A 26,999-nucleotide genomic window follows, 5' to 3' on the forward strand; every position below is an offset into this window, starting at 1 on the left:
GCCGGGTCCGCGGCGGTAGGCCGCCACGGACCCGGCAGGCGGACGGAAGGAGGATGACGTGCGGCGAAGCATCGTGACTCTGCTGCCCCTGCTGCTGGCCGGCGCCACCGGCTGCGGCACCGTCGGCGCCGCCCAGGAGGCTGTCGATCCGACGACCGTCCGGGTCCTGGTCCGCGACATCAACATCCGGGCCGCGGGTGTGGACTGCGCCGGCACCGGTCCGTACCAGCACTTCCACAACCGGGCGCCGTTCCGCGTGCTCGACCCCGACGGAGCGGCGCTGGCCAGCGGAGAGCTGCCGGCGGGGACCGCGGTGGCGGCCTTCGCCGAGGATCTGGGGGTCGAGCGCCTGCCCACCTACTGCGAGTTCGCCGTCGGAGTGCGCGTGCCGCAGCGGACCTCCTACCGGCTGGAGGTGGACGGCCGGCCGGCGCTCGACCTGACGCCGGACAGCAGCGAGGGCCCGGCGCTGGTGGCGGTGGTTCCGTCATGAGGCGGGCATTCCTGCCGCTGTTGCTGGCAGCGGCGCTGCTGGGCGGATGCAGCACGCCTGAGCCCGCGCCCGCGCCGGCGCCCGCCGGAGGGGCGGCGGCGTTGCCCGGGCCGGTCCCCGCCGACCTGGCGTTACGCCCGGCGCCCGGCACCGCCCCGGCCGCCCCGGCGTTCACCGGCGCGCTGACCGACGGCACACCGTTGGCCGCCGCCGAGCTGTGGGCGCAGCGCCCCGTGGTGCTCACCTTCTTCAATTCCTGGTGCACCACCTGCGCCAACAGCCAGGCCGCCCTCAGTGAGCTGGCCCGCAGCTATCGGGACCGGGTGATCTTCGTCGGCGTGGCCGGCGCGGACCAGGCCGACGAGGTCCAGGACTACCTCCGCGCGCACCGGGTGGAGTACCCGGTCGTCCTGGACGACCAGCAGACGATCTGGCGTTCGTACGCGGTGCGGGAGCCGCCGGCCGTCGTGCTGGTGGCCAAGGGTGGCGCCCTGCTCCGCGGCTGGCCGGGTGGGCTGGACGCCCCGACACTCGACCGGCGGCTGCGGGAGCTGGTGCTGGCCGACAAGCCGTAGCCCCGTCGCCCAGGCACCCCTGGCGCGGCCCGCGTCGAACCACGACCGGCGAAGTTCCTACACGTGCAGGTGGTGGCACCGGCCACCGGCTCGTAGCGTACGCAGCCTCGGACACATCAAGGAGACTGCATGCCTACAGTGGGAACGCGCTGGCGCACAGGCGTGGCCGTACTGTCCGCGACTGTGCTCGCCGCCCTCGGCGCGGCGCCGCAGGCGCAGGCGGCGGACGGCCCGCCGTCGATCGTCGTCCAGGACGGCGTCACCCAGCCGGTGTTCGGCTACGCCGACGCCATCCGGGAACGCCTGTTCATCGACTCCACCTTCGACAGCGACAACGACGGTCTGCGCGACATCATCGCGTTCGACCTGATGCGGCCGGCGGCCACCGCGCAGGGGCTCAAGGCCCCCGTGGTGATGGACGCCAGCCCCTACTACTCGACGGTCTGCCGAGGCAACGAGTCCGAGTGCAAGGCGGACCTCGACGGCGATGGGCTGCTCGACAAGTGGCCGCTGTTCTACGACAACTACTTCGTGCCGCGCGGCTACGCGGTCATCCTGCTGGACATGGTCGGCACCAACAACTCCACCGGCTGCCCGACCACCAACGCCAACCAGGACAACCTGAGCGCCAAGCAGGCCATCAACTGGCTCAACGGCCGGGCCACCGCCCGTAACGCCGCCGGTGAGGTCGTCAAGGCGGACTGGCACAACGGTAGGACGGGGATGATCGGCAAGTCGTACGACGGCTCGCTGGCCATGGCCACTGCGGTGACCGGCGTGAAGGGCCTGACCACCGTCGTGCCCATCAGCGGACCGACCGAGTACTACGACTACGTGCGTAGCAACGGCGTGGTCACCCGTGGCAACAGCTACGTGTCCTCGCTGGCCAACACCGTCACCAACCCCGAGCGCCGGGAGTACTGCAAGCCGGTGCGCGACGCGATAGGCGCCGCCGACGGCGACGAGCACGGCGACTACACGGCCTTCTGGAACGAGCGCAGCTACGTCAAGAAGGTCCCCAACGTCACCGCCAGCGTGCTGCTCTACCACGGCCTCAACGACGACAACGTCCGACCGGACCACTTCAGCAAGTTCTGGTACGCCCTGGCGGAGAACAACGTGCCGCGCAAGCTGTGGCTGTCGCAGGAGGGCCACGTCGACCCGTTCGACTCGCGCCGCGCGGTGTGGGTGTCGACGCTGCACCGGTGGTTCGACTTCTGGCTGCAGAACGTGGCCAACGGCATCATGGACGAGCCGCGGGTGGACCTGGAGCGCTCCGCCGACGTGTGGGAGACCCACGCCGACTGGCCGATCCCCGGCAAGGCGGACACTGAGGTGTTCCTCCAGCCCGGCACCACCGGCGCTGGCGGTCTCGGGCTGGTGCCCACCGCGAAGCCGGCGACCGGGGCGTTCCAGGACAGCCGCACGCAGAGTCAGAACACCATGATCCTCGACCCGGACGTGGTGCAGCCCAACCGGCTGGCCTTCCTCTCCGCGCCACTCTCCGCGCCGCTGCACATCTCCGGCACACCCACAGTGCAACTGCGGGCCTCCGCCGACCAGACCGACACCAACCTCGGGGCGATCCTGGTCGACTACGGCACCGACGAGCGGGTCGCGCACCGGGCCTCCGGCGAGGGGATCATCACTCTGACCACCGAGGACTGCTGGGGGCAGAGCAGCCCGACCGACGACGGCTGCTACAAGCAGACCACGAAGCGGGTGGCCACTGCCGACTACGAGCTGGTCACCAAGGGCATCATGGACGCCCAGAACCGGCAGTCGATCCGCGTCGCCGTGCCGCTGGTGCAGGGGGAGTCGTACAACTTCAGCTTCCCGCTGCTGCCGGAGGACTACGTCTTCAAGCCCGGCCACCGGATCGGCGTGATCATCGTGGCCAGCTACCCGCAGTACTCCAGCCAGGCGGACACCACCGCCGCGAACCTGCAGGTCGCGCTGAAGAGCAGCAACATCGTCCTACCTGTGGTCGGCGGCACCGCCGCCGCGCACGCCGCCGGCCTCTGACCGGCTGACCGGCGAGCTGCCACGCGCGGCTCGTCACCGGGGCGGCCCGGCGATCGACCCTCCGCGGAGGGCCGATCGCCGGGCCGCCATCTCGTGCTCTCCGAGTATCGTGGTCGACGTTCGCCGATGGGCGCCGAGGGGAGTGATGTTGCGGGTACGGATCCTCACCGATGGTCCCGGTGAGCTCAACGCCCTGTATGGCTGGCTGCGGTCCGACGCGACACTGGCGCGGGTGGCCGACGTGCGGCCCGCCCCGCCGCCTCCAGGCAGTATGGGTGCCCTCGACGTGGTGGACGTGGTCCTGACCCATGTGACCGCGATGTCCAGCCTCGGGTTGGCGGTGCTGGCCTGGCGGCAGAGCCGGCCCAGGCCCCCCTCCATCACCGTCGTCCGGGCCGACGGGGTCCGCCTGACCGTCGACGACTCGTCACAGCTCACCGCCGAGATAATCAGCGCGTTCCTCGCGGCGAGCGACACGGCCAGCGGTGACGGCCCTGACGAGGGCGACCACCCGCCGTCGCCATGACAGATGGCCTGCCCGATCCGGCGGGGTCCCGGGCCGTCCTGATCGGAGTGTCACGGTACCGGTCGCTGCCCGGCATCCCGGCGGCCGAGCGCAACGTGCGTGGCTTGGCCGCCCTGCTGACCGACAGGGACCTCTGGGGCCTGCCGACCGAGCACTGCCGCGTGGTCATCGACCCCACCTCCGGCGAGGAGGTGCTCAGGGCCGTGCACGAGGCGTCAGTGGCCGCGACCGAGGCGCTGGTGGTGTACTTCGCCGGTCACGGCCTGCTCGACGACATCGCCGAGTTGTACCTCGCGCTGCCCGAGGCCAGTCGGGAGCGGCTATGGGGCGCGGTCCGCTTCGCCGACGTCCGCCGCGAGATGATCACCGCGGCCCGGGGCTGCCGCGCGAAGGTGGTGCTGCTCGACTGCTGCTACAGCGGGCGGGCGATGTCCGGATTCATGTCGGGACCGGGTCAACTGGCCGACCAGGCTGTCGTCGACGGCGCCTACCTGATGACCGCCACCGCCGAGAACATGCCGGCGATCGCTGCGGTCGGCGCCGAGTACACCGCCTTCACCGGCGCGCTCGTGCAAACGCTACGAGACGGCGTACCGGGCGGGCCCCGGCTGCTGGACATGGACACCCTGTTCACCGAGGTCGACCAGCACCTGCACGCGCGGAACCATCCACGGCCGCAGCGCCGCAGCCGCAACGACGGGCACCGCATCGCCATCGCCCGCAACCGCTCCGCTGCGACCCCGCCGGGCGGCACCCCGGACGAGGGGCGAACCGGGGAACCGGCATCGCCCGAGCGTGGCTCCGGCCCAGGGCGCCGGTTGACGCGCCGGCGGTCGATGTGGGCGGGTGCCCTGGGTGCACTCCTGCTGCTCCTCGCGATCATCGGGTGGCAGGCCGACCTGCTGGGCGGCGACCCGAGGTCCCCCGAGGGTCGGAGTACGACCCAGAGCCCCGGCACGTCCGCCACTTCGTCCCGCCCCACCCCGTCCGGCCTCACTCCGTCCGGCCCCAGTCCGTCCGTTACCGGCGCACCGGCAGCCACCGTGTCACCCGCACCGGCGGTGGGTGGCCCGCCCGTCGTGATCGTCTTGTCGGAGGACCCCGACGACCGCGACAAGCCCGTCATAGGCAGCACCCCCGACGGGTCGATACGCGTCGGCGTCTTCGGCTGGCAAACCAGCGACCAGCAACTCAGCTTTTCGGTGGTGACCGGCGAGCGCAGTTGCAGGGTCACCGTCGCGACGGTCGGCCAGTCCCTCGTGCTTCCGGAATCGGCCGGCGGGTGGGTCAGGATCGTCGTGGACGACGTCCGGTCCAAGGTCATTGGGAAAGACCAAGTCATCTTCCGAGGGCTCCTCTCGGTGTCCCGTGGCGTGGGTGCGGCGCCCAGGAACAACGTCACCTGTAGCTAGGGTGCGTGTGCCGGGATCTGACCGCGAGCGACCATTCGGCGCAGACGTACCAGCGGAAACCCCGGAAGGTCGTGCGGTGGCCGCACACCTGGACGCCACCCGCGCGGCCGGCCGGTTGATGATGGTCGCCGTCCGGCCGCGCGCAGATGGTCGTGAGCTGTCGGGCCTACCGTCGCATGGCGGGTCGCCTGCTGTGGGTCCATGCGCGCAACGCCCATTCGAACGGGCCGTACCGGCACCGCCGCATCCACCAGTAACTGGCAGCCACCTGGGCCACGAAGATCGTCAGTGCGACGAGTAGCGTCTGCGCCGGCGAGGTGTGGCCGGCCAGGCCCAGCCCGACGCCGGTGAAGACGAGCACGCAGAGGAGCGACTGGCCCAGATAGTTCGTCAGCGCCATGCGTCCCGCAGGCGCCAACGCGTCCGCGACGCGCGGACGTCGTGTGAACAGACGCAGCAGAGTCGCGGCGTAGGCCGCCGCGAGGAACGGTGCGGTGACGATGCTGACCATCAGTGCGGTCATGTTCGCCGTACCGCCACCGATCGCGAAGAGGGTGGCACCGGCCAGACCAACCGGATAGCCGACCCGCTCGCATCGGCGCAGCAGGTTCTCGTGGATGTGCGCGGCGGCGAGCATCCGGTGCTTGCCGGCGGCCAGGCCGACGAGAAACGCGGCGAAGGCCAACGGTCCCTGCACGGCAAGTGCGCCCAGCATCGCCGGCAACGAGCGCAGGTGCTCCAGGACGACATCACCGAGCCCGCCGCGTAGGGCCTCCGTCGAAGCCGCACCGGCGGTGACCGCGGCGGCCTGGTCCGGGACCACAGCGGCACCAAGAACCGCGGCCAGACCGACCACGAACGCGATGACGCCCACGATGATCGCCGCTGCGAGCAGGGCGGAGCGCGGCTCGATCCGCCGAACGGCGAGCAGCACGAGACCGAGCAACGCGTACGTGGTGAGGATGTCGCCGTGAAACAGCAGCACCGCGTGCAGCGCCCCGAGGACGAACAACCCGGAAAGCCGGCGCAGGAACGGTCTGCCGAAGGTCGCCCCACGCCGGGCCGCCGAGTCGAGTTGCAGGGTGAAGCTGTAGCCGAACAGGAATGAGAACAGCAGGTACGCCTTCATCGCGAACAGCAGTTCGACAGCACCTGCCACCAGCCGGTCGAGCGCACCGTACGCCGGATCGCTGACCAGTTGGAACGCGTATCCGGAGCTGAAGTACCACACATTGACCAGCAGGATGAGCAGCAGCGCAATCCCGCGCAACGCGTCCACGACGTTGATCCGGGCGCCGTCGATGTTCTCGCCGGCCACATCCAGGGTGTGGCCCTGCTGGCCAGGCCGCAGCGCAGTCATGACATCGCTCCTCGCGAGACGACGGTGTTGGGCGCGGTCGTCGGGCCGTCGTAGGTCTTGCGAAGCGGCTTCAGAGCAACGAAATCAGTCATGCCGTACAGCGTATGAGTGCACTAGAAGCCAGTAACAGTGAGGCTGGCACCCGTATTCATCCACGGGGTACCGTGACTGCACTAGTGCACGGGAGGTTGCTGTGGAGGAACCGCCGTACCGCCGGATCGCTGCCGATCTCGCGGACCGGATCGCGTCGGGCGAGCTCGCGCCCGGGGCGAGGATCCCGTCGACCCGGCAGCTCGTGGCCGAGTACGGGATCGCGATGGCTACCGCGACGAAGGTTCTGGCAACGCTGCGCGAACGGGGTCTCGTCGAGCCCATGCGGGGTGTCGGCACAGTGGTCGCCGCGGCAGGTGCGGGTAGAGCACCCGACCCCGACCGCGAGCAGGTGGTCGCGGCCGCCGTGGCCATCGCGGACGCCGAGGGGCTGCACGGCCTGTCGATGCGCCGGCTCGCCGGCCAACTCGACATTCCGACGATGGCGATCTACCGGTACGTGGCGGATCGGGAAGAGCTGGTGCTGTTCATGATCGACAAGGTCATGGCCGACAACCCGCCCCCGGCACTCACCCCGGACCGCGACGGGTGGCGGGTCTGCCTGGAGGCCGTCGCCCAGTTGCAGTGGGCGATGTACCGCCGGCACACGTGGCTGGCCCAGGCACTCTCCTTCACCCGGCCACTGCCGGCCCCGCACGCCATGGTCCACACCGAGTGGATGATGCGGGCCCTGGGCGGGCGCGGGCTCGACCTGAACGCACAGTTCACGGCCGCGGTGACGGTGGCCAACTACGTGCGCGGCACGGCGGTGAACCTGGCCGAGGAGGCGCAGGCCGAACAGGACAGCGGCCTGACCGACACCCAGTGGATGGCGGCCCACGGAGAACGGATCGGCACGGTCCTGGCCGACGGGCGGCTACCGCTGATGGCCCGCTTCATCACCGCCGACGACATGGTCTGGAGCCTGGACACGCTCTTCGAGTTCGGCCTCCAGCGCCTCCTCGATGGCCTCGCCCCGCTCCTGCGATGACGTCAGGGGCCTTCGCCGGGCCGGCGGCAACGGAGACCGCCGGCCCGGCGCGGCGTCAGAGCCGGGAGGTGAAGGTGGCCAGGAAGCGGTGCGGGGTGACGACGCCGGCATTGTCGAAGCAGATGACGTCGACGTCGGCGTTTGTGGTGTACGGCCAGGGTTGGGTGAGGTGGCAGTAGTTGCTACCGGTGCCCTGCGCCACCACCTGGGCGTGCGTCTCCTTGAGGCCGACCTGCGGGAAGGTCGCCAGGTAGCGGCCGGCGGGCGCCAGCGGCGCCACGGTGTTCGCGCCGACGCCGAGCACCGAGTTGTCGTTTGTCGGTCCGCCGACGGCGGTACCCAGGTAACCGAAGTACGAGGGCGGGCCGAGGGAGCCGATCACCGGCCGCCGACGGTGGTACGAGAGGACGAAGTCGGTGTTGATGAACGCGCCAGCCTGGTCGTAGCAGAAGACGTACACCTGCACGCCGGTGCCGACCGCGCTCCAGGAGTAGACCTTGCAGCGGCGAGGACCGGCGTTCGGCTGCACGGCGGTGACCTGCACGTTGCCGGCGAGCAGACCGGCCAACCCCACCCCGGGCAGCCGCACCAGGTACTGCCCGACGCCCACCGGCCCGACCGTGTTCACCGCACCCGTGGAGTTGTACGACTGCGCCACCAGCCCGCTGCTCCACTGCGCGTACGCGTGGGCGGTGCCGGCCGGCAGCACGCCCGAGCTGGTCGTCCAGAGCACTGTGAACGGTGTGTCATCGCGCGTGCCGCCCGGCTTGTGGCACTGCACGTCGACGATCTCGTCGGCGCCGGACTGGAACCAGCGGACCACCTCGCAGTAGTGACCGGTCCGGTTCACCGGGGTCACGTGTGGCACGCCCCGTGAGCTGGCACCGATCTGCGGGAAGCGGACCTGGAAGCGGCCGGGCGCGAGCTTGATGCCGTCGGCCCAGGCGGCCGGGAACGCGGTCTTCCAGCTACCCCACTGCCGGCTGGTGTCCAGCACGGTCCAGGCCGGCACTGTGGGGTCCTTGACGTACGCGAAGCCCCAGCGGTCGGCCGTGGCCGCCGCGGCCGGCGCCGGCGGTGCGAGTGCGCTGGCAGCCAGGATGGCGGCCAGTGCCGTGGTGACGAACGATCGGAGACGCATCTGTTCCTCCAGTCGACGGGAACATGTCGGAGAGGAGTGTGCGCGTAGTGATTCGATGGTCACAGTCGGCTACATCGTGCTCTGGTGTCGGCTGTCCGCTACTCGCTACCGAACTTCTGAGCAGTGCGAGCACGTGGGGGACGCCTCGGGCCTGCTGCCGCTGACCGCATCGCCGAGGCCTCAGGCACCCTCAGCGGAGGTTGTCGGCGAGGTGACGCACCGCCTCGGTGAACGGCTTCTCGGATTCGCAGGGCCGGTGTCCCTTGATCGGGGGCGGGAAGATGTCGCCGGACGGAGGTGTGACCCCGTACGGGTCTCGGAGCCGTCGGTCCACCGTCGCCTCTCGGTCGGACACGGTGGGTGCCTCATCGGGGCCGTGCGCCGGAAAGACACGGCCGCCGATGGGGTCGGTGTCCCGCCACAGATTCACCCACCGCCAGTCCACCCGGTCGGCGATCTCATGGATCACCTCGTCGCTGACGTACGCGGGAAAGAGCCGGGCGTACAACCGGCGCAGCGGCGAACCGTGGGTCAGCAGCGCGACCCGGTCGGTGACCCGTGGCGGCAGTTGGAGCACTGTCGCGGCGAGCAGGACGGAGCCGTGGCTGTGTCCGGTGAGCACCACAGCGTTGCCGGAGTCGACGAGGTGAGTGATCCGGCAGGTCAGTTCGGGAACGGCCCGTTCGGCGTAGCACGGTGGCGCGAACGGGTGCGCGGCTCTGGGCCAGAACGTGCCCAGGTCCCACAGCACGCCGACGTAGCGGCGGAATCCAGGGGTGCGATAGGCGAAGATTCCACCGACGATCAGGCCGACGATGAGGGCGGCGATCAGATAGCTTCCGACACCGATGCTGAAGTTGACGAAGCCGACCGGCAGCCCGACGTAGCGCTGGACCAGTTCGCTGGGAGGCGTCGGCAGCAGGCCGAGCGCGACCGCTGCTATGCCGATGCCGGCGAGGCAGGCGTAGAGAACCGCGAGCGGCACCAGCCGTTCGGTGAACCGGGCACGGGCCACGCTCTTGCGCACCTGCCGCAACCGCGGTGTGGCATCGGTAGGGGCGTCTGGGAAGTCACGAGAAACGATTGCCGACGCGACCCGGATCCGTCCCGGTCGCGACGCCACCGACACCACGCCGGCGACGGCCAGCGTCACCAGCACCGCCAGCGAGAAGCCGAGGATGGCCCAGATGCAGGCACGCGGTGGGCTGGTTATCAACGCCTCCGCGGTCGGCGCCCCCCTGTTCAGGACGTCGGACACCCGGTAGACCAGTTCAGCGGAGAACGTGAGCGCCAGACTGATAGCGGCTACGGAGGTCGCCAGGGCGCCGAAGCCGAGCGCGGGCGCGACGTCCGGATCTCGACACCGGTGCCAGAACAGCGCCACCCCCAGGGCGGCCAGCAGCACCGCCTGACCGATGAACAGCCCGACGACGGTCAGGTTGTAGCCGGGTAGTCCATTGCGCTCCGGCCAGGGGGCGGAACTGGTCAGGACGTGGATCCAGACCAGCACGGTCAGGCCGAGGGTGAACGTGCGCAGCACGCTGACCAGGCGGTCGAGCCGTCCTTCCGTGGGTGCGGTCAGGGGTGGGATGCAGAGCAGAACCGCACAGGTGACCAGCAGAAGTCCGGCAGTTGCCGTCAGCGCGACGGTGCCGATCGACAAGCCCTTTGCGGCCCGGGCGCCGAGCAGGCTGAGGTCCAGCGTGGCAAACGCCGCCGCGACGTGAATCGAGCGCAGTCGACCGACCAACGGCTCATTGTCCCACCGGCCGACGGCGGTGAGCCGGTCCGCCGCACGGGGCTGGTCGGCCGCGCGGAAGACGTCAGACGGGAGTGCCGGGCGCGCGCTGAGCCCCCACAGCAGGCTGATGGCCGCCGCTGGAGCCAGCGCGAGCACCGCCAGGCGCAGTCCGGCAGGACGCCCCCCGAGCCAGGAGAGCCAACTGCGTCCGGCCAGGCACTCCGGTGAGGACATGCACTTCCACGCGATCACATCCAGCGCGATCCCCACCATGCTCTGCACGTACATCCCGGTCAGGCTGAGTGCCAACAGCCGGCACAGGGCCTTGATCACCGGGTCGGAGCCGGCTCCGGCCGGACGCATCCAGATGGCGAGGTTGATCAGCATGAAGGGCAACAGGATCACCATCGACAGCGTTCGCACCGCGTTGCCGGCTGGCAGATTGTTCCAGCGGTACGCCTCCAGCGTCACTCCGCCCGACTCGCCGCCCTCGTGGTTTTCCGGCCGCGGCCGGTAGAAGCCACCCCTGTGGTCACCCGCCACCTGCTGCACGTGCGGTCGATCCAGCAGGTCGTCCGGGCCGGTGGCGGACACCCCGTGCACGCGCAGTTCCACGAGGCCGTCAGCCCCAGCGCGCCCGCCCCCGTCTCGCTGATCCATCCGGTACCGGCCCCCCGGCGTGTACGAGGCTCACACCGACCCGCTCGGGTGATCCGACGGTGCCCGCGTGGCGCAACGGCGTACCCCGCGAAGGGAGATGCAACCCCGTGCTCGTAGCGCGCCGATTCGTGCCTGTTACCGGTGGCGGACCGACCCAACGGAGGAATGGGTATCGCGCCGCCTACCAGGAGGTGTGCGCTCCACCGGCATTCTTCGGGTATCGACTCGAGGACCTGCCCGGCGTGGTACCAATACCCGGATAGGCGAAGCCGGCAGGAATGGGCGGCCCATGTCGACAAGGGCAGCAGCGCTGCTTCGAAAACCCGGGCAACCGCAGCGTCCGAGCCTTCTGGAACTCTTCTTCGACCTCGTCTTCATCTTCGCCCTCAATCGGGTCTCACAGCGGCTGGTCGAGGAGCTTACCGAGCAGCGTGTCGTCCTCATCGAGGCTGGCGAGTCGCTGCTGTTGCTGCTGGCGTTCATCGTGCTGTGGTTCGTCACGGCGTGGGTCACCGACCTCTACGATCCGCAGCGGCCGCAGCTTCAGGTGCTGGTCTACACGGCCATGCTCGGCGCGCTGGTGATGGCGGTCGCGGTGCCGCACGCGTTCGGTGACAGAGGTCTGGCCTTCGCTGGCGCGTACGTCGCGGTCCACATCACTCGTGGGCTGATCATCGTCCCGATTCTGCGCGGCCACGAAGCGCAGCGCCGAGCGGCCGGGGTGTTCTTCTGGTTCACACTGTCGGCAGTGCCGTGGATCGCCGGCGCGATCGTGACGGACCTGGCCCGAAGTCTGTTGTGGACGCTCGCGATCGCCATCGACGGCGCGGCACTGCTGCTGTTCTATCCCGCGCCGTGGTCCCGACCCACCCAACAGCAGTGGCCGGTCCTGGCCGAATACATGTCCGAGCGCTACCGACAATTCTTCATCATCGCTCTCGGCGAACTGATTTTGACGACCGGCTCGGCCTACAGCGACACGTCGTTCCGGCACGGCGGAGCCGCGGCGGCCTTCGCGGTCTCATTCATCACCACTGTGCTGCTGTTTCGCGTCTACGTCTTCAGGGCGGGCCAGTTGTTGCCCCAGGCCATCAGAGCCGCCGCCGAGCCCGCGCACCTCATCCGGGAAGCATTCCTCGCGCACGTACTCATGGTGGCCGGGATCGTCGCCGTCGCCGTGGGATACGAAATCGTGATCGAACATCCGTTCGGGCACACCCACGCGGCGTGGATCCTCGTTGTCCTCGGCGGGCCGATGCTCTTCCTGATCGGGCGGGCCCTGGTGGAACATGCCGTGTTCGCCCGGGTGTCCCGCTCTCGGATCGTCGGCGCTCTGGCGCTTGCCGCCGCCTCGCCGTTCATGATCTTTCTGCCGCCGCTGGCCGTGGCCGTCACCGCCGTCATCGTCCTCGCCGGCATCGCCGCGTCCGACGCGGTCCACGCCAAGGGGAAGCCGCCCGAACGACCGCACCCGGCCAACTCCAGGCGGTGAGCGCAGAAGCGTCCACCGACCCGCACACGTCCGTCGGTCGTACGGAGGCCCCTACCAGGGTGCGGCGTGCTGCCGCACCCTGGCAGCGGCGTCGCCGGTTCTTCAGACGGAGACGGTGAGCACCGGTTTGCCGGCGGTGTGGCCTGTCTCCACGGCCGCCAGCGCCTCCGCGTTGGTCGAAGCTAGCTTCGAGGAAGCACCGTGATGGCCGCGATGGCGCTGTTGACCACGGTGGCCGTCACGGTGCGGGTCACGGCTGCCGCCGCGGCGTCGGCACCCCAGTCGCCCCGCTCGAGTTCCTTGGCCCGGCTGATCACCGATGACGTCCACGGGATCTCGCGGTGGAACTGCGGGAGCGTCCCGCTGGCCGAGAGCAGCGCCGCGAGCGTGGCGACACGGGCCTGCGGCTCCGCGCCGTCCACGAGGACCCGCCGAACGTCGGCGAGCAGGCGGGAGCGTCGTTCGGTCCTGCCCTCCCGCAGGGCCGTCGTCCGGAACAGGCCGAGCACCTTACGGGGCTCCTGGTCGATGTCGCCCCGTGCGATGAGCCGCTCCAGCACCGGCTGGCGCAGGGCGGGACCGATCGCGGCCAGGGCCGTCTGTACCCCCCTCGGTTTCTCGGCGAGGTAGTCCCAGGCCGGGCGCAGGAGGCCATCCGACGGTGGGTGACCCGCCACGCTCCTGAGCCGCCCCCGGTCCGCCGTGGCCAGGTGGTCGCCGAGGGCGAGGTCCGCGAGAACGGCGCCACCGAGGACGTAGAAGAGGGTGTTCTCTCCCGCGATGGTCCCGGACCTGGGTTGGAACAGGAGCAGCAAAAGATCTTCCACTACTGTCGGCGCGTCCGACCGGGCATCGGTGGTCATCGGCGTGGCTCCCAGCGGAAGAGTCGGGTGGCCAGAGCGACGGCGACGACGACCCAGCCGAGCGTGGGCGCGAGCAGGAGCAGGGAGTCGGTCACGGCGACGCCGCCGTTCCAGGCGTTCAATGTCAGTTCGGTGGCCGCGCCGCCGGGCAGCAGCCGCTTGAGCCAGGCGAGGTTCTCGGTGCCGGAGATGCCCACCCAACTGGCCATGGCGATCACCCCGAGGGTAACGGGCAGGGTGGTGACCTGGGCGTGTTCGGGGGAGTTCGTCAGCCCGGCCGTGGCCAGCGCCAGGCCGATCATCATGGCCACTGTCGCGAGGACCGCCACCACCAGCAGGGCGACGTTCGCCGGTGCGCCGGCGACCACGGCCAGGGCGGTCAGGATCGCGCTCACCTGCACCCCGGCGAGCACGACCACGGGCAGCAGTAGGCCGGCGAGGATGCCGGCGTCGCCTTCGGCTGTGGAGCGCAGCCGCTTGAGAAAGAGATTCTGTCGCCGGGACGCCAGTGTGGTGACGGCGGTGGCGTAGAGCCCGAACGCAGTCACTGTGAACAGGACGATCGCGGCGATGTAGCCGAGGCTCCCGATGGCGGCGTAGGTCTCGTGCTGACGGACGAAGAACACACAGACCGCGACCGGGATGATGAGGCTGGTGATCAGCACCAGCCGGTTGCGGAAGATCTGGATCAGTTCGCTGGACGCGATGGACAACACGGTGAGGCTCCTCGCGGAAGATCGAATCAACTGTTGATGGCGCGGAAGACGTCGTCGAGCCGGGTCGGCCCTGCCGCCAGGTCCCGCAGTTCCATGGCGTGGTCCTGCGCCCAGCCGAGCAGGAGGTGCAGGTCCTTCTGCAACTCGAAGGTCTCGACAGTGACCTTCCCGTCCGCGTCGACGGCGGCCCGCACCGGCAACCTCGGCGCCGGTGCCGGGAGGGAGAAGCGGATGACCGCGGGCAGGGTGCGGGTCAGCTCGGAGACGGTGCCTTCCCGGTGGAAGGCGCCCTCGTGCATCAGTCCGATCCGGTCCGCGCGCTGTTGCGCCTCTTCCAGGTAGTGCGTGGTGAGCACGATGGTCGCGCCGTTCTCCCGCAGCCGGTCCACCGTCGCCCAGACGGCGTCGCGGGACTGGATGTCGAGGCCGGTGGTCGGCTCGTCCAGGAACATCAGCTCCGGGGTGCCGTACACGGCGGTGGCGAAGTCCAGCCGCCGCTTCTCCCCGCCGGACAGCTGCGACACCTTGCGGCCGGCTCGGCCGGTGAGGTCGACCAGGTCGAGCACCCGGTCGACGTCGTCGGTGCGTCGGGTGAGCCGGCCGACCAGACCGACTGACTCACGGACGGTGAGGTCCGGGGAGAAACCGCTCTCCTGGAGCATGACACCCATTCGGGGACGTACCTCTCGCCGGTCGTGGGGGCTGCGCCCGAAGACGCGTACGGTGCCCGAGGTCGGCCTCCGGTGCCCCTCGACGACCTCCAGGGTCGAGGTCTTTCCGGCTCCGTTGGTGCCGAGCAGTGCGTAGAGCTCTCCGGGTCGTACCTCGAAGGAGAGGTCCTTCACGGCGTGGAAGTCGCCGTAGGTGAGGTTCAGCCGTTCGACTTCGATGACGGGTGTGGTGGACATGGACCAATGACAGCGCGGGCGCGGCCGACCTGTCAGTGGCACCACGTCACCACCGCATGTGACGTGGTGTCACTGGTCAGGGCCCCTGGCTGCCGGATACTGGCATGGTGACCGCGAGATCGCCGCGCTTCACCGAGTCGACGCAGGGAAGGCTGCGCCGGCTCAATCTCGCCACGTCACTGCCGCCGGTGGTGTTCGCCGCTGTGGTCCTGCTCTGGACCGACGCGCGTGCCTGGTGGCACATCGTCGTCCTGGCGCCCGGGGCCGTGGCGGCCGTGGTGGCCTTCGAACGGTGGACGGCCAACGACCTCGCCCGGGTCGCGCTGCCCTGCCTGGTCGTGGCGGCCGCGGTCTGGCCGCTCGGGGTCCTGGTGACCGGCAGCCCCAACGCCTACTGGGGTGTCTGCGCCGTAGGTTCGCTCGCCCTGCGCGAGGTGCGACGGCATCGGGCCCTGACAATGGCCGGACTGTTCACCTACGTCGCCGCCGTCGGCGTGGCGCGGCTGCTGGTGCAGCGGGACGACATCGGTGGTGTCCTGGTCACCTACGTTCTCATCCCGACCGCTCTCACCGTCGTCGTGACGGTCTTGACGGTGCTGGGCGAGCGGTTCTACGACCTCATCCGGGAGCTCGAACAGACTCGGGAACGCGAGGCGGAGCTGGCGGTGGTGCGGGAGCGCGTGCGGTTCGCCAGCGACCTGCACGACATCCAGGGCCACACCCTGCACGTGGTCAAGCTGAAGATAGCCCTGGCCCAACGACTGCTGCTCCGCGACACCGTTCGGGCGGAGAAGGAGCTGCGGGAGACGTACACGCTGGTCAGCGACACCATCGCACAGACCAAGGAACTCGCCTACGCGCAACGGCGGCTCAACCTCACCGCCGAGATGGAGAACGCGAAGAACCTGTTCGAGGCCGCCGGCATCCGGGTGCGGGTGACCCGGGAGGCCGAGGTCGATGCCCGCGCCAGCGAACTGCTCGGGCAGGTGCTGCGGGAGACGACCACGAACATCCTGCGGCACGCGCAGGCCACCCAGGTGCAGATCACGCTCGCCGCGTCCGGCATCACCGTCGTCAACGACGGCGTGACCGCCACCGCGCCCCCGGAACTCAGGGGACTGGCGGCGCTGAGGCAACGGGTGGCGGGCGACGGGGGTGAGCTGACAGTGGAGCAGAAGGGCGACCGGTTCCTGACCGCAGCGAGCTTCCCACCCGCTCGGGCCGACGCGGCTCCGACGGTGACCGGGAAGGACGGCTGATGACCACGATCGTGCTCGCCGACGACGAAGCGCTGCTGCGCACGGCCCTGGCCGCGCTGCTGCCGATGGAGGGCGACATCACCGTTCTCGCCGAGGCGCAGGACGGCCGGACGGCGATCGCCGCCACCCTGCGGCACCGGCCCGACGTGCTGGTCATCGACCTGGAGATGCCGGGCGTGGACGGCCTGGGCGCGGTCGCCGAGATCCGCCGCGAGCGACCGGAGCAGGTGATCCTCATGCTGACCCGGCACGCCCGCCCCGGCGTGCTGCGCAAGGCGCTGAAGCTCGGCGTCCAGGGCTTCGTCAGCAAGTCCGCCGAGCCGGCCCACATCACCGCGGTCATCGCCACCCTGCACTCGGGGAAACGCTGGATCGACCCGGACGTGTCAGTGCTCGCCGTCACCGAGGACTGCCCCCTCACCGACCGCGAAGCCGACGTCCTGCGGGTCACCGGCGAGGGCTACTCGGTCGCCGACATCGCCGCTCGGCTCCACCTCGCTCCAGGAACCGTCCGCAACTACCTCTCCAACGCGATGCGCAAGACCCAGACCCGGACCCGCCACGAAGCGGCCCGCTACGCCCGCGAACACGACTGGCTGTAGACGGCCGAAGTGGCGACCGCGGCGCCGGTTGCCTTCCACGTCGCCAACAACGTCCTGTTCACGACCGTCAACACCGGTGATGGTCGACGGCGAGGCCTTCGCGATCGACCGGTCCACCGACTCCGGTGACGCGTCCCTGCTGATCCTGGGCGCCGTCAACGTCGCCATCGTGGTGCTGGTCTGGCTGCACGAGCGACGAGCCCGGGCCACCCGAGCGGGCTGACCAGCCCCACCGCTCATAACCGTCAGTAGTCGGTGAAGGCGTTCACCCAGGCGGACCTCCCGGCGAGGCCCGTGACGCCGTCGGCGCGGTCGCCGCCCTCAGCCCTGACGTCGTTCGCCGTGCCGGCCGAACCCACCAGTCGATTCGCCAGTGCCTGAAGGCCGTCCCGAACCATGGCTCGTGCGCGCGCTTCCGCTCGATCGATAGCACAGCGGCCGTTCAGCCCACCGGTGATGCGGGCGGTGACTGGCAGCCGGACGGATGACTCCTTTGGTCCCTTTTGGAGCACTGACCGCTGCATTTCCAGTTCGCGCGGAACTGTCGAAGTCCTGGTCAGCTGAACGGCCGGCGGCCCGCCGGCGGGGGCAGCCGGCAATTCTGATGATTTCGCTGACGGAGTTGACGAGGCATTTCGCCAGCGCTATGTTCCCTGACGCTGTACAGCTTGTTCCTTGCTGATATACAGCGCATGCCGTCCATGGCGGCCGCGACAGCACACCTGCACAGCTGGACCTTCCGGCCTTTCAAGGCTCCGGAAGGTCAACCACCACGACCGAGAGGCAAGCGAATGTCGAACCAGAGCCCCGAGCCGGGTTACGTGCCTGCGCCGCCCCCGCAGAAGAAGAGGATGTCGACCGGGCTGAAGATCTTCCTGATCATTGCGGGCCTGTCGGTCATCCTGTGCGGCGGCGGCTTCGTCGCCTGCACCGCCCTGGTCGGCAAGGCGGCGAGCGACGTCAGCAAGGACCAGGAGGCCAAGGCCGGGCACGTCGTGCTGAAGACGTGCGAGATCGACTCGGCGGACAGCGACCTCCTGCCGAACGTGAAGTTCGACCTGGAAGTGAACAACTCCAGCGAGAACCAGAACACCTACGTCATCGACGTCTTCGTGTACGACGCCAAGGGCACTCGGGTCGGCAACACCAGCAGCATCGTGTCCGACGTGCGGCCGGGCCAGAAGGCCGTCGAGGAGGGCTCGATCCTGCTGAGCCAGAAGGTCACGGGCAAGATCACTTGCAAGGTCGACAAGGTGTCCTGATACGGCTGCACCGGATCGCGCCGATCGCGCTCGCCGGGCTCGCGCTCGGGCGGGTGTGCTCGGCGGCATGCCGCTCGGCAGTGCGACGTCGCGGCGTTCACGGAAGCCGAGGCCCGTGTCCGTTCGTCGCCGCTCGTCAGCCGCGCGCCCATCGAACGGCCCCCAGCAGGCTGCTGGGGGCCGCTCGCATTCCTGCTACGCGGTGCCGGGATGGCCCTCGGTGCGCTGAGGCGTCCGGCCGTGCCTCGGTGCGCCGTCGGCCACGAGTCCGTCGAGGACCGAAGGGTTCTCATCCTCAGGCGCCTCGGTTGGGCAAGCCAAGGGATCCCCGGCCGGGAGGTCGCCGGGCTGAGCCGACCCCTGCCCCGGCTCACCTCCGCCGATGCCCTCCTGCGGCTGACCGGTCGACCCGTCATCCACCGGCTCGTCCGGCCCGGTGGGCTCGACTACCGGGTCCATCGGCCGGCCCGGCTCGTCACCAGCCCCAGGGCCAGGGGCCTCACCCTCGGGTACGTCTGCACCGGGCGTCTCGCCGCCGGGAACCTGGCCACCGGGCTCACTGTCGATCGGCGACTGGTCAACCGGCGCCTCGTCCTCGGGACCGGTCGCCGGAGGTGGAGTTGGTCCGGTGGCGGGCGGGGAAGCTGGAGGGAGAGCGGGCATCGGTGGCGGCTCGGCCGGACTGGTCGGCGGTGGAGTTGGTCCGGTGACCGGTGGGGACGCCGGAGGGGGAGGGGGCATCCGTGGCGGCTCGGCCGGAGGCGGCGGGATTACCCTGGGCACAGGACCTTCCTGGACTGGCGCGAGCACCTCCTCAGCTCCGCCCGGACCCGGCGTGACGTCGACCGGGGTCGTCGTAGGGATCGGCAGCGACTCATCGCCCACGAGAATCCGAGCCGCCGCCTTGCGAATCATCTCGTCCACGTGGGCCATCTCGCGGGCGTTCGACTCCGCCCGGCGTGGGGCGGGCAGCAGCCCCATCTTGAAGGCCACCTCGGAAATATCCGCCGGCAGGACGACGTCCTCGCTCAGCCGCTCGGCCCACTGCTGTAGCCGGGTCCGATCGCTGCCGTACATGAGCCACCGGTCGCCGCCGACGAGGTTCGGAAGCAGAGCCTTGTCCGTTGGGCTTGTCTTGATCCACGCTTGCACGCCACCCTCGGAGGCGAAGACCTTGAGGGTGTTGCGGTGCTGCAGACCGGTCTTGGCGTCGGGGTAGGTGAAGATGAAGGTCAAGGAGTTCGGTCCGACCCACGCCTCGGCGTGCATCACCGTGCCGTCCGGCGTGGTGCAGGTAGCCACCAGGTCGGAGTTGTCGGTGCCCTGGCAGTCCCAGGAGGACCCGACCTCCATCCGACTGAAAACGGGGTTCTGCCAGGCTTCGGCGGCGGCCACGGGCGTCGACCCCGCGCCCTGGACGAGCGGCACGACGACCACCCCCAGGGCGGCTGCCGCGGCCATCGACGTCAGCTGCATGCCGGCACGGCCGACCCTGCTGGCGGCGTGCCGGCCGCTCTTGGCCCGGCGCTCCCGTCGGTTTGGTTGGGGGACGGCGAGGGGAGTCGTGGAGGGCATCGCGGCCTCGATCCAGTGTCCGACGGCGTCGGGATGGACCTGGGGCAGCGCTGTTCGAATGGCCTCTGCCATGCCCTCACGGGTCAGGACCGGATCGACGAAAATGACCTGCTCATCGGGCAGGGCCACACATGTCGAGCCGGTCTTCAACCGGACGATCTTCAAGGTGCAACCTCGGGGAGGGGGATGGGACGGGGCGGTGCCGGAGAGCCTTACTTCCTGGACCGCAGGTACGCCTGAACAACTGTTGCTACCGCGTCCAGCTCATGTGGCTCCAGATCTTCGATGTTCGCGATGATCATCTGTTTCGTCGGATTGTCCGGTAGCGGCCGCTCCCAGACGTGGTAGCCGCACGCTGACTGGGCTGCTCGAGTCACAATCGCCAGGTCCAGGTCCAAGCCGCGGGCCAGACCCTCCAGCGTGCCCGCCTCGGGCATCGCCTTCAGCGGCTTGGTCGCGAGGTTGTAGACCGTCATGTGACTTTTCAGGCCACCGCTCTCGGCGATTGCCCGGTAGCTCGGGTTGCTCAGCTGCCTTCGGCGTTCTTCGATGAGGTTCGCGAGCGCCATGCCGGCGACCGTCTGATCTGGCATCAAGACCTCTTCGCGGGTGGATGAACGATCGGGCTGAGAGTCGGTACCGGCGTATGCGGCACGGGGAGTGGAGCTGTTCTTCGGGACTGTACAAGACATTCCGAAAGTCTCCACTCTGCGCCGTTATACGGTGCGCTGGCGAGGCCTGTGACGCCGCTCTTGCGGGGGAGTGAAACCGACCCAGGGAGGGAGGCGTCACGGTGCTGACGTGGCGAGGGTGTTGGTATGCCCGCTTTCAGAAGTCGTCGTTGGGCGTACGGCGCCTTGGCTTGGTTGATCTTCTTTGTGGTGTCCCACGTGATCCTGGTGTTCTTCCCTGGGCCCGATCCAACCGGTGATGGACCGTGGGGCATGAGGGCCTACGTGATCTTCAACGTGGTGCTCATCTCGATGTCGGCCATCGGAGCAGCCGTCGTTCTGGCCACGGTCCGCCCGCCGGCTCGACGTCTTCCCCGGTGGTTGCTTCTGACGCCACTGTTGTTCGGCAGCATCCTGCTCGTCATCCGGGGTGTTCCAGGAATGGTCGAGAATCTTCTGATGGTCAGCGGCGTCCGTCGCGGTGGTTTCGTGGGGGTGGCGGACATCTCCACGGGCGAGTTCTGGGCCGGCATCGGCATCAACACCTACTTCTTCGCAGGAGCAGTGCTGCTGGTTGGGACGACCGTTTCCTACGGCCGACGATCGACGGACCTGTCTCGGTGAGGCGTAGCGGCGCCCGCGCGGGCGATCTCCTGCCGCAACAGAGTCGCCTCGTCGTCGCGGTCGCAGAGCAACAGCACCTTGAACGCTGGCTGGCCGAACGGGCTCGCCCAGTGATGAACGGCCTGCGCCAGGATCTGGAACAGCGTGTGCCGATCCTCGGCACTGCTCGACAGCACCCGAGGCCCGTTCTCGACGACGACGAGATACCCGTCCGCTGGCAACCAGTGCAGATCACGGAGACAATCGGACAACGCGGCCCAGTTCCAGCCGAAGTAGCCGGGAAAGAGCAGCGCGTCGGAGAACTCGTAGAAGGTGTGGTCCGCGTCCGCCATCCTCGTTCCGTCGAGCCGGGCGACGACGAATCTGCCCGCTGCCGGTAACACTGCCGCCAACTCGACCAGTGCAGTGCGCGAGCAGACCTCGACCTGCTCAGTGGAGCCGTTCCACCAACTGCTCATCGCACGATGACCAGGTTGGCCATGTCGACGACCGGCCGGTAGCCGAGGGCGGCGTAGATCTTGTTCGACGTCGGGTTGGCCTGGTCGGTGAACAGGCAGACCTGCGCGATGGTGGTCACGACAGTGCTGACGACCGGATCGGCACCCAGGTAGTCACCCGCAACGGCCAGGAAGTCCCCCGGATCGCTGAGGAACCGCAGCCGCAGGCCGGTCCTCGGGACAGTGCTCATCCGCGTACGCTAGCCACCGCCGACCACATCGACACCGGAATTTCGTACGGCCCGAGGACCTGCCAGCGCTGAGCCAACCGTGCGGCGGGCCCACGGTTGGTCCCGGCCGGGCGGGGTACACCGCCGCGAGTGGCGCGGGGGCTGGGTTCACCCGGCTTGGCCACCGAAGGTGCTTCGGAGGGGCCGATGTCGGGTGCATCAGCGCGGTCGAGTGGGCCCGGGATGTCCGATGACGTGGTGGAGCTGCGGGTACACGGGGCCGCCAGCGCAAGCGCCGCCCAGGTGTTGAACGTGGCGCAGGTCGAGCAGGTCGCGGGGGACCGCAGTGGGGGCTTCTACCGACCGCACCGCCCATGTTCGTGCGGCAGCGGCGAACGGGTGACGGAGGCGTACCACTGGGGTGACCTGCCCGCCGGAAGCGTGGTCCGAACACTGACGCTGGTGTTCCTCCTGCCGTTCATGCTGGCCAACCTGGCGATCTGGATGCGACCGGCGAGCCCCGGCTCGGACGCGACGGTCAGATCCCTGTGCCGGTTGCTGGCGCTCACTCTCACCGCGCTGTACGTGCTTGCCTTCGTCGGCGTCACGCTGGACCTGATCGCGTGGAAGTGCATGGGCTCGTCAGGCTGCCTGGCCGGGCGCACCTGGTTGTCCTGGTTGGGTGGGCAACCCGTGGGCCTGCGCCTCGCGGTACTGGCTGTGGTTCCGGCCGGCGCCATCGGCGTGCTCTGGCGGGCCAGCACCCGGCCGCGGAAGATGTTCGACGCGTTCCGCGCTCCCGCGGACGAGGTCTCCGAGCATCGACTCAGCGGGATCGGTCAGTGGGACGCCGGGCCGCTGGTGGGTCGGCTGCGCTCGATTCACGTCGCGGCGGCGTTCGCGACACTGGACGTCGCTCTGCTCGCCGCCCGAGCCGCGAACGGCGCCTCGGCCAGCACGATCGCGTTGGCCGTGGCCACCGGGACGGTGCTGGCCGGCTGCGTGGCCCTGCTCTGCCTGCCTGCGCTGCTCGACCGGGCCGCCGCGGATCAGCGACTGGACCGAATCACCCGCACGGTGCGGACGGTGGCCGTGGCCCTGACCATCGTGGTGACGGTCCACGTCCTCGCCAGCCCAGCGCCGTGGCACGAGGGGGGTGGACTACCCGGCTACGGCGCCACCCTCACCTCGCTGTTCGTTGCCCAGACGACCCTTCTGACCGCCCTCGGCGCTGTGCTGCTCTGGCGCCGGGTTCGGCGGCGGGACGCCATCCCGCTGTTCGGGCTGGGCGCACTGGTGATGGCGGCCAGCGCGGTGAGTCTGGCGGTGGCAGTGTCCGCCGAGTTCGTCTACCGGGTGGCGGATTTCCTGGATCGCGACGCGCCGACCGGAGAGGGCCTGGCCTCAGGTCTGCCGCCGGCGTTCACCTGGGCGATCTTCGGCTTTCTCCGAACAGTGCTGTTCACGCTGGTGGTAGCGGTTCCGGTCATCCTCATCTCTCGACGCCGTCGACGTCGTGCTGCGGCGGCGATTGTCGCCTGCGACTACCCGGACCGCCCGCCCGCAGCCGCTACCCGACTGCGGCAGGTGCAGAAGGCGATAGCCAAGGCCCGCTTCACGGAAAGACTGATTCCGTTGGCGGTGGTCTACGCCTGCCTGGCCGGGATCGGCACCGCCACCACCACCCTCGGTCTGCTGGAGTTGCTGCCGAGCGAGTCCGTGCAGCGGTACGCACGGGTGCCCGGCGACCTGATCACCTTCTCCATCGCGTTCGGGAGCTGGGGGATCGCCGCGATCATCCTCGGCCTGACCGTCGGCGGAATCTTCGCCTACCGGACAGCCGAATTCAGGCGCCACATCGGTGTCCTGTGGGACCTGGGCACGTTCTGGCCCCGGGCCGCCCACCCGTTCGCGCCACCCTGCTACGCCGAACGAGCGGTGCCGGAGTTGACCCGACGAATCACGTACCTGGTCGGACGCGGCAACCTCGTGCTGCTCACCGCACACAGCCACGGTTCGGTCCTGGCCGCCGCGACAGTGCTCCAGTTACCGCCCCAGGTCAGCAGTCGAGTCGCTCTGCTCACCCACGGGTCACCGCTGAGCCGACTCTACGCGCGACTGTTCCCCGCCTTCGTCGACGACGAGGTGCTGCACGAGATCGGCGCCCGCGTCGACTGGCGGTGGGTGAACCTGTGGCGCGACACCGACTCGATCGGCGGCTGGATATTCACCGCCCACCGGACAGCCTCGCCGGCAACGGTGGGCCGGCCGGCGGCAACTGTGGACCGCCGGCTACGGGATCCGGCCGACGTGGTGCCGCTACCTGGCGACAGCGTCCCGCCGCCGATCCAGGGACACCGGCCCCGCGGATCGGAGCAGCGGTACGCCGAGGCGACCCGCGAGTTGATCGAGCGCCTTCGCCAGCCGATGGACTCGGTGCCGCTTCCGGGTGACCCGCCGACCGGGCACTGACCGATACGAGATCAAGATGTGCGGACGCCTCACACGGTGGCGAATCCCTGGCGCCAGGACGGATAGGCCGGGCTCCAGCCAAGGTGCGTGCGGGCGTGGTGGTTGCTCGCCCCCCGCGCCCAGCCGTGCCGCTCGCCCCCGGTCACCGCTGGCGCTGGCACGTCGGCTGCCGCGCAGAACGCGGGCACCCACTGCGAGGCGGCGGCGGGCTCGTCGTCGCAGACGTTGACGACGCCGACGGGCCACTCCAGAGCTGCGACCGCGGCGGCGACGGCGTCGTCGATGTGCAGCAGGCTACTCACGTCCGCGTCGGCGGGGACCTTGCCGGCGGCGGCGAACTGGGCCATCAGACCGTCGCGGGCGTACCAGGTGCCCGGGCCGTAGAGGGTGCCGTACCTCAGCACTACCCACTCGGGCGCCTCCTGGACGGCGGATTCGAGCGCGGCGGCACCGGCCACACTGGTCTGGCGTGGCTCCGGGGCGCCGAGGTCGAGCGGGGTCTCCTCGGTCGCCGGCTCGGCGCCCGGCTCGTACGCCCAGGCGATGCTCTGTGCCACGATCCGGCGTACCCCGGCGGCGAGCGCCGCGTCGACGAGGTTGCGGGTCCCGGTCCGACGCAGCAGCGAATTGGCGGCGAAGTCGCCAGTGCTCAGGCTGGTGAGCTGGTGCATCACCACGTCGGGTCGGGCGTCGCGGACGGCTGCCGCGACCGCTTCCCGGTCGAGCACGTCGACGGCGACCGGGCCGTTGCGGGCCAACCCGATGACCTCGTGCCCCTGGGCGGTAAGGATCGGCGCGAGCCGGCGGCCGATGACGCCGGTCGAACCGGCGAGAACGATACGCATGACGTGCCTCTCTCAGTTCGACCGGTTTGAGCGGCGGTCCTTACGCTGTTCGAGCTCCTCGGGGCTCACCAGCACCAGCATTTCCTGGCCGGGCGCGCACACCATCACGACCAGGAACCTGGTCACCCGATCGGACAGGTTGTTGGCGGACCGGTAGTGGATGACGTCGCCGCCAGGCTCCCAGAACGCCTCACCGGCCTTGATCACCCGCTCGGGCTCGCCCTCCAGCTCGAAGATCATTTCGCCCTCGAGCAGGTAGCCGAAGACCGGGCCGGAGTGCCGGTGCGGCGGCGTGCCCGGGTCGCCCGGTGGCAGTTCGATCGTCGCTGTCATCACGTGGGAGCCCTCCGGCAACTCCGGTGGCATGGCCGTGCCCAGCAGCACGATCTCGTTGTTTCCGATCTTCATGGTCTGCATGAGTCGAACGTATCCCCGACCGGACCAGCGGGTTGGACCAGTTGGTGACCGGTCTGATGGACCAGTTGGCAGAGTCCGGACAGCGCCTCCTGCCAGGCGTGAGCCGGCGGCGCCGCGTAGCCGAGGACCAGGGCCGCCGCCTGCCGCTCATCCGCGGGATCGTGCCAGTAGCCGTTGCTGTGCAGGCCGATCAGGTGCAGTCCCTCGCGGCGTCCGGCCTGGATCAGCCGGCGCTCCTGCGCCACGGAAGCCAGCGGCAGCAGCGCGTGTACGCCGGCGGCGATGCCCTCCAGGGCAGTGGTGGTCACCTCGGCCAGGCGGTCGGCCAGCTCGGTCCGGCGACGCCGGTAGGTCAGGCGCATGCGGCGGATGTGCCTGTCGTAGTCGCCATGCGTGAGCAGGTCGGCCATGGTGAGCTGGTCGATCGCGGAGACTGCGGCGCCGGACTCCACGATCGTCGTCGTCAGGTCACGACGCAGTGGCTCGGGGACGACGAACCAACCCAGGCGGACGCCCGGCGCCAGCGACTTGCTCGTGCTGCCCGCGTACACGATCCGCTCTGGTGCCAGCGCCTGCATGGCGCCCACCGGCCGCTGGTCGTAGCGGAACTCGCCGTCGTAGTCGTCCTCGATCAGAAACGCGTCGTGCTTCCGTGCCCACGCGATGAGCCGGTAGCGGTGCCGTGGGGCGAGCACCACTCCGGTCGGATGCTGGTGCGCCGGGGTGAGTAGCGCGGCCTGACCCGCCGCGTCATCCGGGTCGGCCCCGCCCGGGCCGACGGTGAGCGGGGTGACCGTCAGGCCCGCGGCACGCAGCACCATGCGGTGATGGGCCAGACCGGGGTTCTCGGTGGCGACCGCGCGGACGCCGCGCCGGTGCAGCGTCCGCGCCAGAAGGGAGAGGCCCTGGGTGAAGCCCGCCGTGATCACCACCGCATCCGGGTCGCAGAGCACCCCACGAGTACGCGCGAGATAGCCGGCCACCGCCGCCCGCAATGCGGGTAGCCCTGTCGGTTCGGAGTAGTCCAGCGTGCCGCGTGAAGCCGTCGTGAGCGCCCGCCGGACACTGTCCGCCCAGGCCGTACGAGGGAAGGACGCGAGGTCCGGAATCCCCGGCCGCAACTCGATCAATGGCCCGGCCGGGGGCGACGGCCGGGGTTGCCTGCGCGGGCCGGGCGGATCATGAAGGACGTCCGCGACCCGGGTGCCCGAGCCGGGAGCCGCCAGCAGCCACCCTTCCGCCACCAGCTGCGCGTACGCCTGCACCACTGTGCCTCGGGCCAAGCCCAGGTCGGCGGCCAGGCTCCGGCTCCCAGGTAGGCGCGACCCGGCCCGCAGCCGGCCTGTCCGAATGCTTTCCCGTAACGCGCTCTCCAGCGAGCGACCCGGGAAACCCGCACTCCGATCGAACTCCAGATGCAGGTCGAGCGACTTCGTCACTCGGCAACGATCCCATTCGTGCCAGCACCGTCGGCGGGTTCGGCGACGACTCACGTGCCAGGCGCCGCCGATCTCCGCAGCGACAGGTGAGGGCTGCACCCTCTCGGGCAGTCTGAGCGGCTTTCGCCGCAGGAAGAAGGCTCGGAGAGGTAGAACCGACAGTGACATCACGG

26 protein-coding genes are annotated in these 26,999 nt (G+C 69.8%); 13 read left to right on the forward strand and 13 right to left on the reverse strand.

Annotated elements, in window-relative coordinates:
• The first annotated feature begins 58 nt into the window (after nt 1–58).
• From OG598_RS05585 to OG598_RS05605, 5 genes are all read left to right on the forward strand, one after another.
• Entirely contained in the window at nt 59–493 is a 435-nt protein-coding gene (locus tag OG598_RS05585) for a hypothetical protein (RefSeq protein ID WP_328653348.1), read from the forward strand.
• Nucleotides 490–1,068 carry a TlpA family protein disulfide reductase gene (locus OG598_RS05590; RefSeq protein WP_328653349.1) on the forward strand — a complete coding sequence of 193 codons (579 nt, stop codon included), beginning with the start codon at nt 490–492 and terminating at the stop codon, nt 1,066–1,068. The genes OG598_RS05585 and OG598_RS05590 overlap by 4 nt, the downstream gene beginning before the upstream one ends.
• 129 nt (nt 1,069–1,197) lie before the next feature.
• Nucleotides 1,198–3,093, forward strand: a complete 1,896-nt coding sequence (locus OG598_RS05595) for a CocE/NonD family hydrolase (RefSeq protein WP_328653350.1) — start codon at nt 1,198–1,200, stop codon at nt 3,091–3,093.
• A gap of 145 nt (nt 3,094–3,238) precedes the next feature.
• Nucleotides 3,239–3,619 (forward strand): effector-associated constant component EACC1, encoded by a 381-nt coding sequence (locus tag OG598_RS05600; protein ID WP_328653351.1) that lies wholly within the window; start codon nt 3,239–3,241, stop codon nt 3,617–3,619.
• On the forward strand, nt 3,616–5,031 hold the full coding sequence (locus OG598_RS05605) for a caspase family protein (RefSeq protein WP_328653352.1): 1,416 nt from the start codon (nt 3,616–3,618) through the stop codon (nt 5,029–5,031). The genes OG598_RS05600 and OG598_RS05605 overlap by 4 nt, the downstream gene beginning before the upstream one ends.
• A gap of 166 nt (nt 5,032–5,197) precedes the next feature.
• Here OG598_RS05605 and OG598_RS05610 read toward each other — a convergent pair whose 3' ends face one another.
• Nucleotides 5,198–6,391 (reverse strand): DUF418 domain-containing protein, encoded by a 1,194-nt coding sequence (locus OG598_RS05610; protein ID WP_328653353.1) that lies wholly within the window; start codon nt 6,389–6,391, stop codon nt 5,198–5,200.
• Nucleotides 6,392–6,584: 193 nt separating this feature from the next.
• Here OG598_RS05610 and OG598_RS05615 point away from each other — a divergent pair, with 193 nt between their 5' ends.
• A complete protein-coding gene (locus OG598_RS05615) occupies nt 6,585–7,472 on the forward strand; it encodes a TetR/AcrR family transcriptional regulator C-terminal domain-containing protein (protein ID WP_328653354.1) in 888 nt (295 codons plus the stop codon).
• A 55-nt stretch (nt 7,473–7,527) separates the two neighbouring features.
• On the opposite strand, the gene OG598_RS05620 is transcribed toward OG598_RS05615, so the two are convergent.
• Both OG598_RS05620 and OG598_RS05625 read right to left on the reverse strand, forming a co-directional pair.
• Nucleotides 7,528–8,613: a hypothetical protein gene (locus tag OG598_RS05620; RefSeq protein WP_328653355.1), complete on the reverse strand. Its 1,086-nt coding sequence runs from the start codon at nt 8,611–8,613 to the stop codon at nt 7,528–7,530.
• 190 nt (nt 8,614–8,803) lie between these two features.
• A complete protein-coding gene (locus OG598_RS05625; protein WP_328653356.1) occupies nt 8,804–10,957 on the reverse strand; it encodes a hypothetical protein in 2,154 nt (717 codons plus the stop codon).
• A gap of 250 nt (nt 10,958–11,207) precedes the next feature.
• On the opposite strand from OG598_RS05625, the gene OG598_RS05630 reads away from it, so the two are divergent.
• Complete coding sequence (locus OG598_RS05630) at nt 11,208–12,506, forward strand: low temperature requirement protein A (protein WP_328653357.1); 1,299 nt, start codon at nt 11,208–11,210, stop codon at nt 12,504–12,506.
• Nucleotides 12,507–12,688: 182 nt separating this feature from the next.
• Here OG598_RS05630 and OG598_RS05635 read toward each other — a convergent pair whose 3' ends face one another.
• Genes OG598_RS05635 through OG598_RS05645 form a run of 3 tightly spaced genes read right to left on the reverse strand, consistent with a single transcriptional unit; the run spans nt 12,689 to nt 14,993 of the window.
• A complete protein-coding gene (locus OG598_RS05635) occupies nt 12,689–13,369 on the reverse strand; it encodes a GOLPH3/VPS74 family protein (RefSeq protein WP_328653358.1) in 681 nt (226 codons plus the stop codon).
• Nucleotides 13,366–14,085: an ABC transporter permease gene (locus OG598_RS05640; protein ID WP_328653359.1), complete on the reverse strand. Its 720-nt coding sequence runs from the start codon at nt 14,083–14,085 to the stop codon at nt 13,366–13,368. The genes OG598_RS05635 and OG598_RS05640 overlap by 4 nt, the downstream gene beginning before the upstream one ends.
• Nucleotides 14,086–14,111: 26 nt before the next feature.
• Complete coding sequence (locus tag OG598_RS05645) at nt 14,112–14,993, reverse strand: ABC transporter ATP-binding protein (protein WP_328653360.1); 882 nt, start codon at nt 14,991–14,993, stop codon at nt 14,112–14,114.
• Nucleotides 14,994–15,097: 104 nt separating this feature from the next.
• On the opposite strand from OG598_RS05645, the gene OG598_RS05650 reads away from it, so the two are divergent.
• The 4 genes from OG598_RS05650 (at nt 15,098) to OG598_RS05665 (ending at nt 18,116) form a co-directional block, all read left to right on the forward strand.
• Entirely contained in the window at nt 15,098–16,252 is a 1,155-nt protein-coding gene (locus OG598_RS05650; protein ID WP_328653361.1) for a sensor histidine kinase, read from the forward strand.
• Nucleotides 16,252–16,854: a response regulator transcription factor gene (locus tag OG598_RS05655; protein WP_328653362.1), complete on the forward strand. Its 603-nt coding sequence runs from the start codon at nt 16,252–16,254 to the stop codon at nt 16,852–16,854. Before OG598_RS05650 ends, OG598_RS05655 begins: the two co-directional genes overlap by 1 nt.
• Before the next feature lie 76 nt (nt 16,855–16,930).
• A complete protein-coding gene (locus OG598_RS05660) occupies nt 16,931–17,077 on the forward strand; it encodes a hypothetical protein (RefSeq protein WP_328653363.1) in 147 nt (48 codons plus the stop codon).
• 628 nt (nt 17,078–17,705) lie between these two features.
• Nucleotides 17,706–18,116: an FxLYD domain-containing protein gene (locus OG598_RS05665; protein ID WP_112726969.1), complete on the forward strand. Its 411-nt coding sequence runs from the start codon at nt 17,706–17,708 to the stop codon at nt 18,114–18,116.
• Between the two features lie 195 nt (nt 18,117–18,311).
• Here the strand turns inward: OG598_RS05665 and OG598_RS05670 are convergent, their stop codons facing one another.
• Together OG598_RS05670 and OG598_RS05675 are read right to left on the reverse strand one after the other, a co-directional pair.
• Nucleotides 18,312–19,856 carry a hypothetical protein gene (locus OG598_RS05670; RefSeq protein WP_328653364.1) on the reverse strand — a complete coding sequence of 515 codons (1,545 nt, stop codon included), beginning with the start codon at nt 19,854–19,856 and terminating at the stop codon, nt 18,312–18,314.
• A 47-nt stretch (nt 19,857–19,903) separates the two neighbouring features.
• Entirely contained in the window at nt 19,904–20,284 is a 381-nt protein-coding gene (locus tag OG598_RS05675) for a hypothetical protein (protein WP_328653365.1), read from the reverse strand.
• A gap of 297 nt (nt 20,285–20,581) precedes the next feature.
• Here OG598_RS05675 and OG598_RS05680 point away from each other — a divergent pair, with 297 nt between their 5' ends.
• A complete protein-coding gene (locus OG598_RS05680) occupies nt 20,582–20,986 on the forward strand; it encodes a hypothetical protein (protein WP_328653366.1) in 405 nt (134 codons plus the stop codon).
• Here OG598_RS05680 and OG598_RS05685 read toward each other — a convergent pair.
• Nucleotides 20,953–21,444: a barstar family protein gene (locus tag OG598_RS05685; RefSeq protein ID WP_328653367.1), complete on the reverse strand. Its 492-nt coding sequence runs from the start codon at nt 21,442–21,444 to the stop codon at nt 20,953–20,955. The two genes, OG598_RS05680 and OG598_RS05685, sit on opposite strands and share 34 nt — an antisense overlap.
• Nucleotides 21,441–21,674: a GNAT family N-acetyltransferase gene (locus OG598_RS05690; RefSeq protein WP_328653368.1), complete on the reverse strand. Its 234-nt coding sequence runs from the start codon at nt 21,672–21,674 to the stop codon at nt 21,441–21,443. The genes OG598_RS05685 and OG598_RS05690 overlap by 4 nt, the downstream gene beginning before the upstream one ends.
• A gap of 222 nt (nt 21,675–21,896) precedes the next feature.
• Between OG598_RS05690 and OG598_RS05695 the strand changes: the two genes are divergently transcribed.
• Entirely contained in the window at nt 21,897–24,125 is a 2,229-nt protein-coding gene (locus OG598_RS05695; RefSeq protein WP_328653369.1) for a hypothetical protein, read from the forward strand.
• Nucleotides 24,126–24,154: 29 nt separating this feature from the next.
• On the opposite strand, the gene OG598_RS05700 is transcribed toward OG598_RS05695, so the two are convergent.
• The 3 genes from OG598_RS05700 to pdxR are packed head-to-tail and all read right to left on the reverse strand — an operon-like array spanning nt 24,155 to nt 26,826.
• Complete coding sequence (locus OG598_RS05700; protein WP_328653370.1) at nt 24,155–24,970, reverse strand: NAD-dependent epimerase/dehydratase family protein; 816 nt, start codon at nt 24,968–24,970, stop codon at nt 24,155–24,157.
• A gap of 12 nt (nt 24,971–24,982) precedes the next feature.
• Nucleotides 24,983–25,387: a cupin domain-containing protein gene (locus tag OG598_RS05705; protein ID WP_328653371.1), complete on the reverse strand. Its 405-nt coding sequence runs from the start codon at nt 25,385–25,387 to the stop codon at nt 24,983–24,985.
• Nucleotides 25,375–26,826, reverse strand: coding sequence for a MocR-like pyridoxine biosynthesis transcription factor PdxR (gene pdxR, locus OG598_RS05710; protein WP_328653372.1), 1,452 nt, complete (start codon nt 26,824–26,826; stop codon nt 25,375–25,377). Before pdxR ends, OG598_RS05705 begins: the two co-directional genes overlap by 13 nt.
• Between the last annotated feature and the right edge of the window lie 173 nt (nt 26,827–26,999).

The organism is Micromonospora sp. NBC_00330 (assembly GCF_036136635.1).
GTDB lineage: Bacteria > Actinomycetota > Actinomycetes > Mycobacteriales > Micromonosporaceae > Micromonospora > Micromonospora salmantinae.

Bases quoted from the DNA above. Each gene is read 5' to 3' on its own strand.
- OG598_RS05590 (WP_328653349.1), top strand. From the start codon at position 490: ATGAGGCGGGCATTCCTGCCGCTGTTGCTGGCAGCGGCGCTGCTGGGC.
- OG598_RS05595 (WP_328653350.1), top strand. From the start codon at position 1,198: ATGCCTACAGTGGGAACGCGCTGGCGCACAGGCGTGGCCGTACTGTCC.
- OG598_RS05600 (WP_328653351.1), top strand. From the start codon at position 3,239: ATGTTGCGGGTACGGATCCTCACCGATGGTCCCGGTGAGCTCAACGCC.
- OG598_RS05605 (WP_328653352.1), top strand. From the start codon at position 3,616: ATGACAGATGGCCTGCCCGATCCGGCGGGGTCCCGGGCCGTCCTGATC.
- OG598_RS05610 (WP_328653353.1), bottom strand. From the start codon at position 6,391: ATGACTGCGCTGCGGCCTGGCCAGCAGGGCCACACCCTGGATGTGGCC.
- OG598_RS05620 (WP_328653355.1), bottom strand. From the start codon at position 8,613: ATGCGTCTCCGATCGTTCGTCACCACGGCACTGGCCGCCATCCTGGCT.
- OG598_RS05635 (WP_328653358.1), bottom strand. From the start codon at position 13,369: ATGACCACCGATGCCCGGTCGGACGCGCCGACAGTAGTGGAAGATCTT.
- OG598_RS05645 (WP_328653360.1), bottom strand. From the start codon at position 14,993: ATGTCCACCACACCCGTCATCGAAGTCGAACGGCTGAACCTCACCTAC.
- OG598_RS05650 (WP_328653361.1), top strand. From the start codon at position 15,098: ATGGTGACCGCGAGATCGCCGCGCTTCACCGAGTCGACGCAGGGAAGG.
- OG598_RS05655 (WP_328653362.1), top strand. From the start codon at position 16,252: ATGACCACGATCGTGCTCGCCGACGACGAAGCGCTGCTGCGCACGGCC.
- OG598_RS05665 (WP_112726969.1), top strand. From the start codon at position 17,706: ATGTCGACCGGGCTGAAGATCTTCCTGATCATTGCGGGCCTGTCGGTC.
- OG598_RS05675 (WP_328653365.1), bottom strand. From the start codon at position 20,284: ATGCCAGATCAGACGGTCGCCGGCATGGCGCTCGCGAACCTCATCGAA.
- OG598_RS05685 (WP_328653367.1), bottom strand. From the start codon at position 21,444: ATGAGCAGTTGGTGGAACGGCTCCACTGAGCAGGTCGAGGTCTGCTCG.
- OG598_RS05690 (WP_328653368.1), bottom strand. From the start codon at position 21,674: ATGAGCACTGTCCCGAGGACCGGCCTGCGGCTGCGGTTCCTCAGCGAT.
- OG598_RS05695 (WP_328653369.1), top strand. From the start codon at position 21,897: ATGTCCGATGACGTGGTGGAGCTGCGGGTACACGGGGCCGCCAGCGCA.
- OG598_RS05700 (WP_328653370.1), bottom strand. From the start codon at position 24,970: ATGCGTATCGTTCTCGCCGGTTCGACCGGCGTCATCGGCCGCCGGCTC.
- OG598_RS05705 (WP_328653371.1), bottom strand. From the start codon at position 25,387: ATGCAGACCATGAAGATCGGAAACAACGAGATCGTGCTGCTGGGCACG.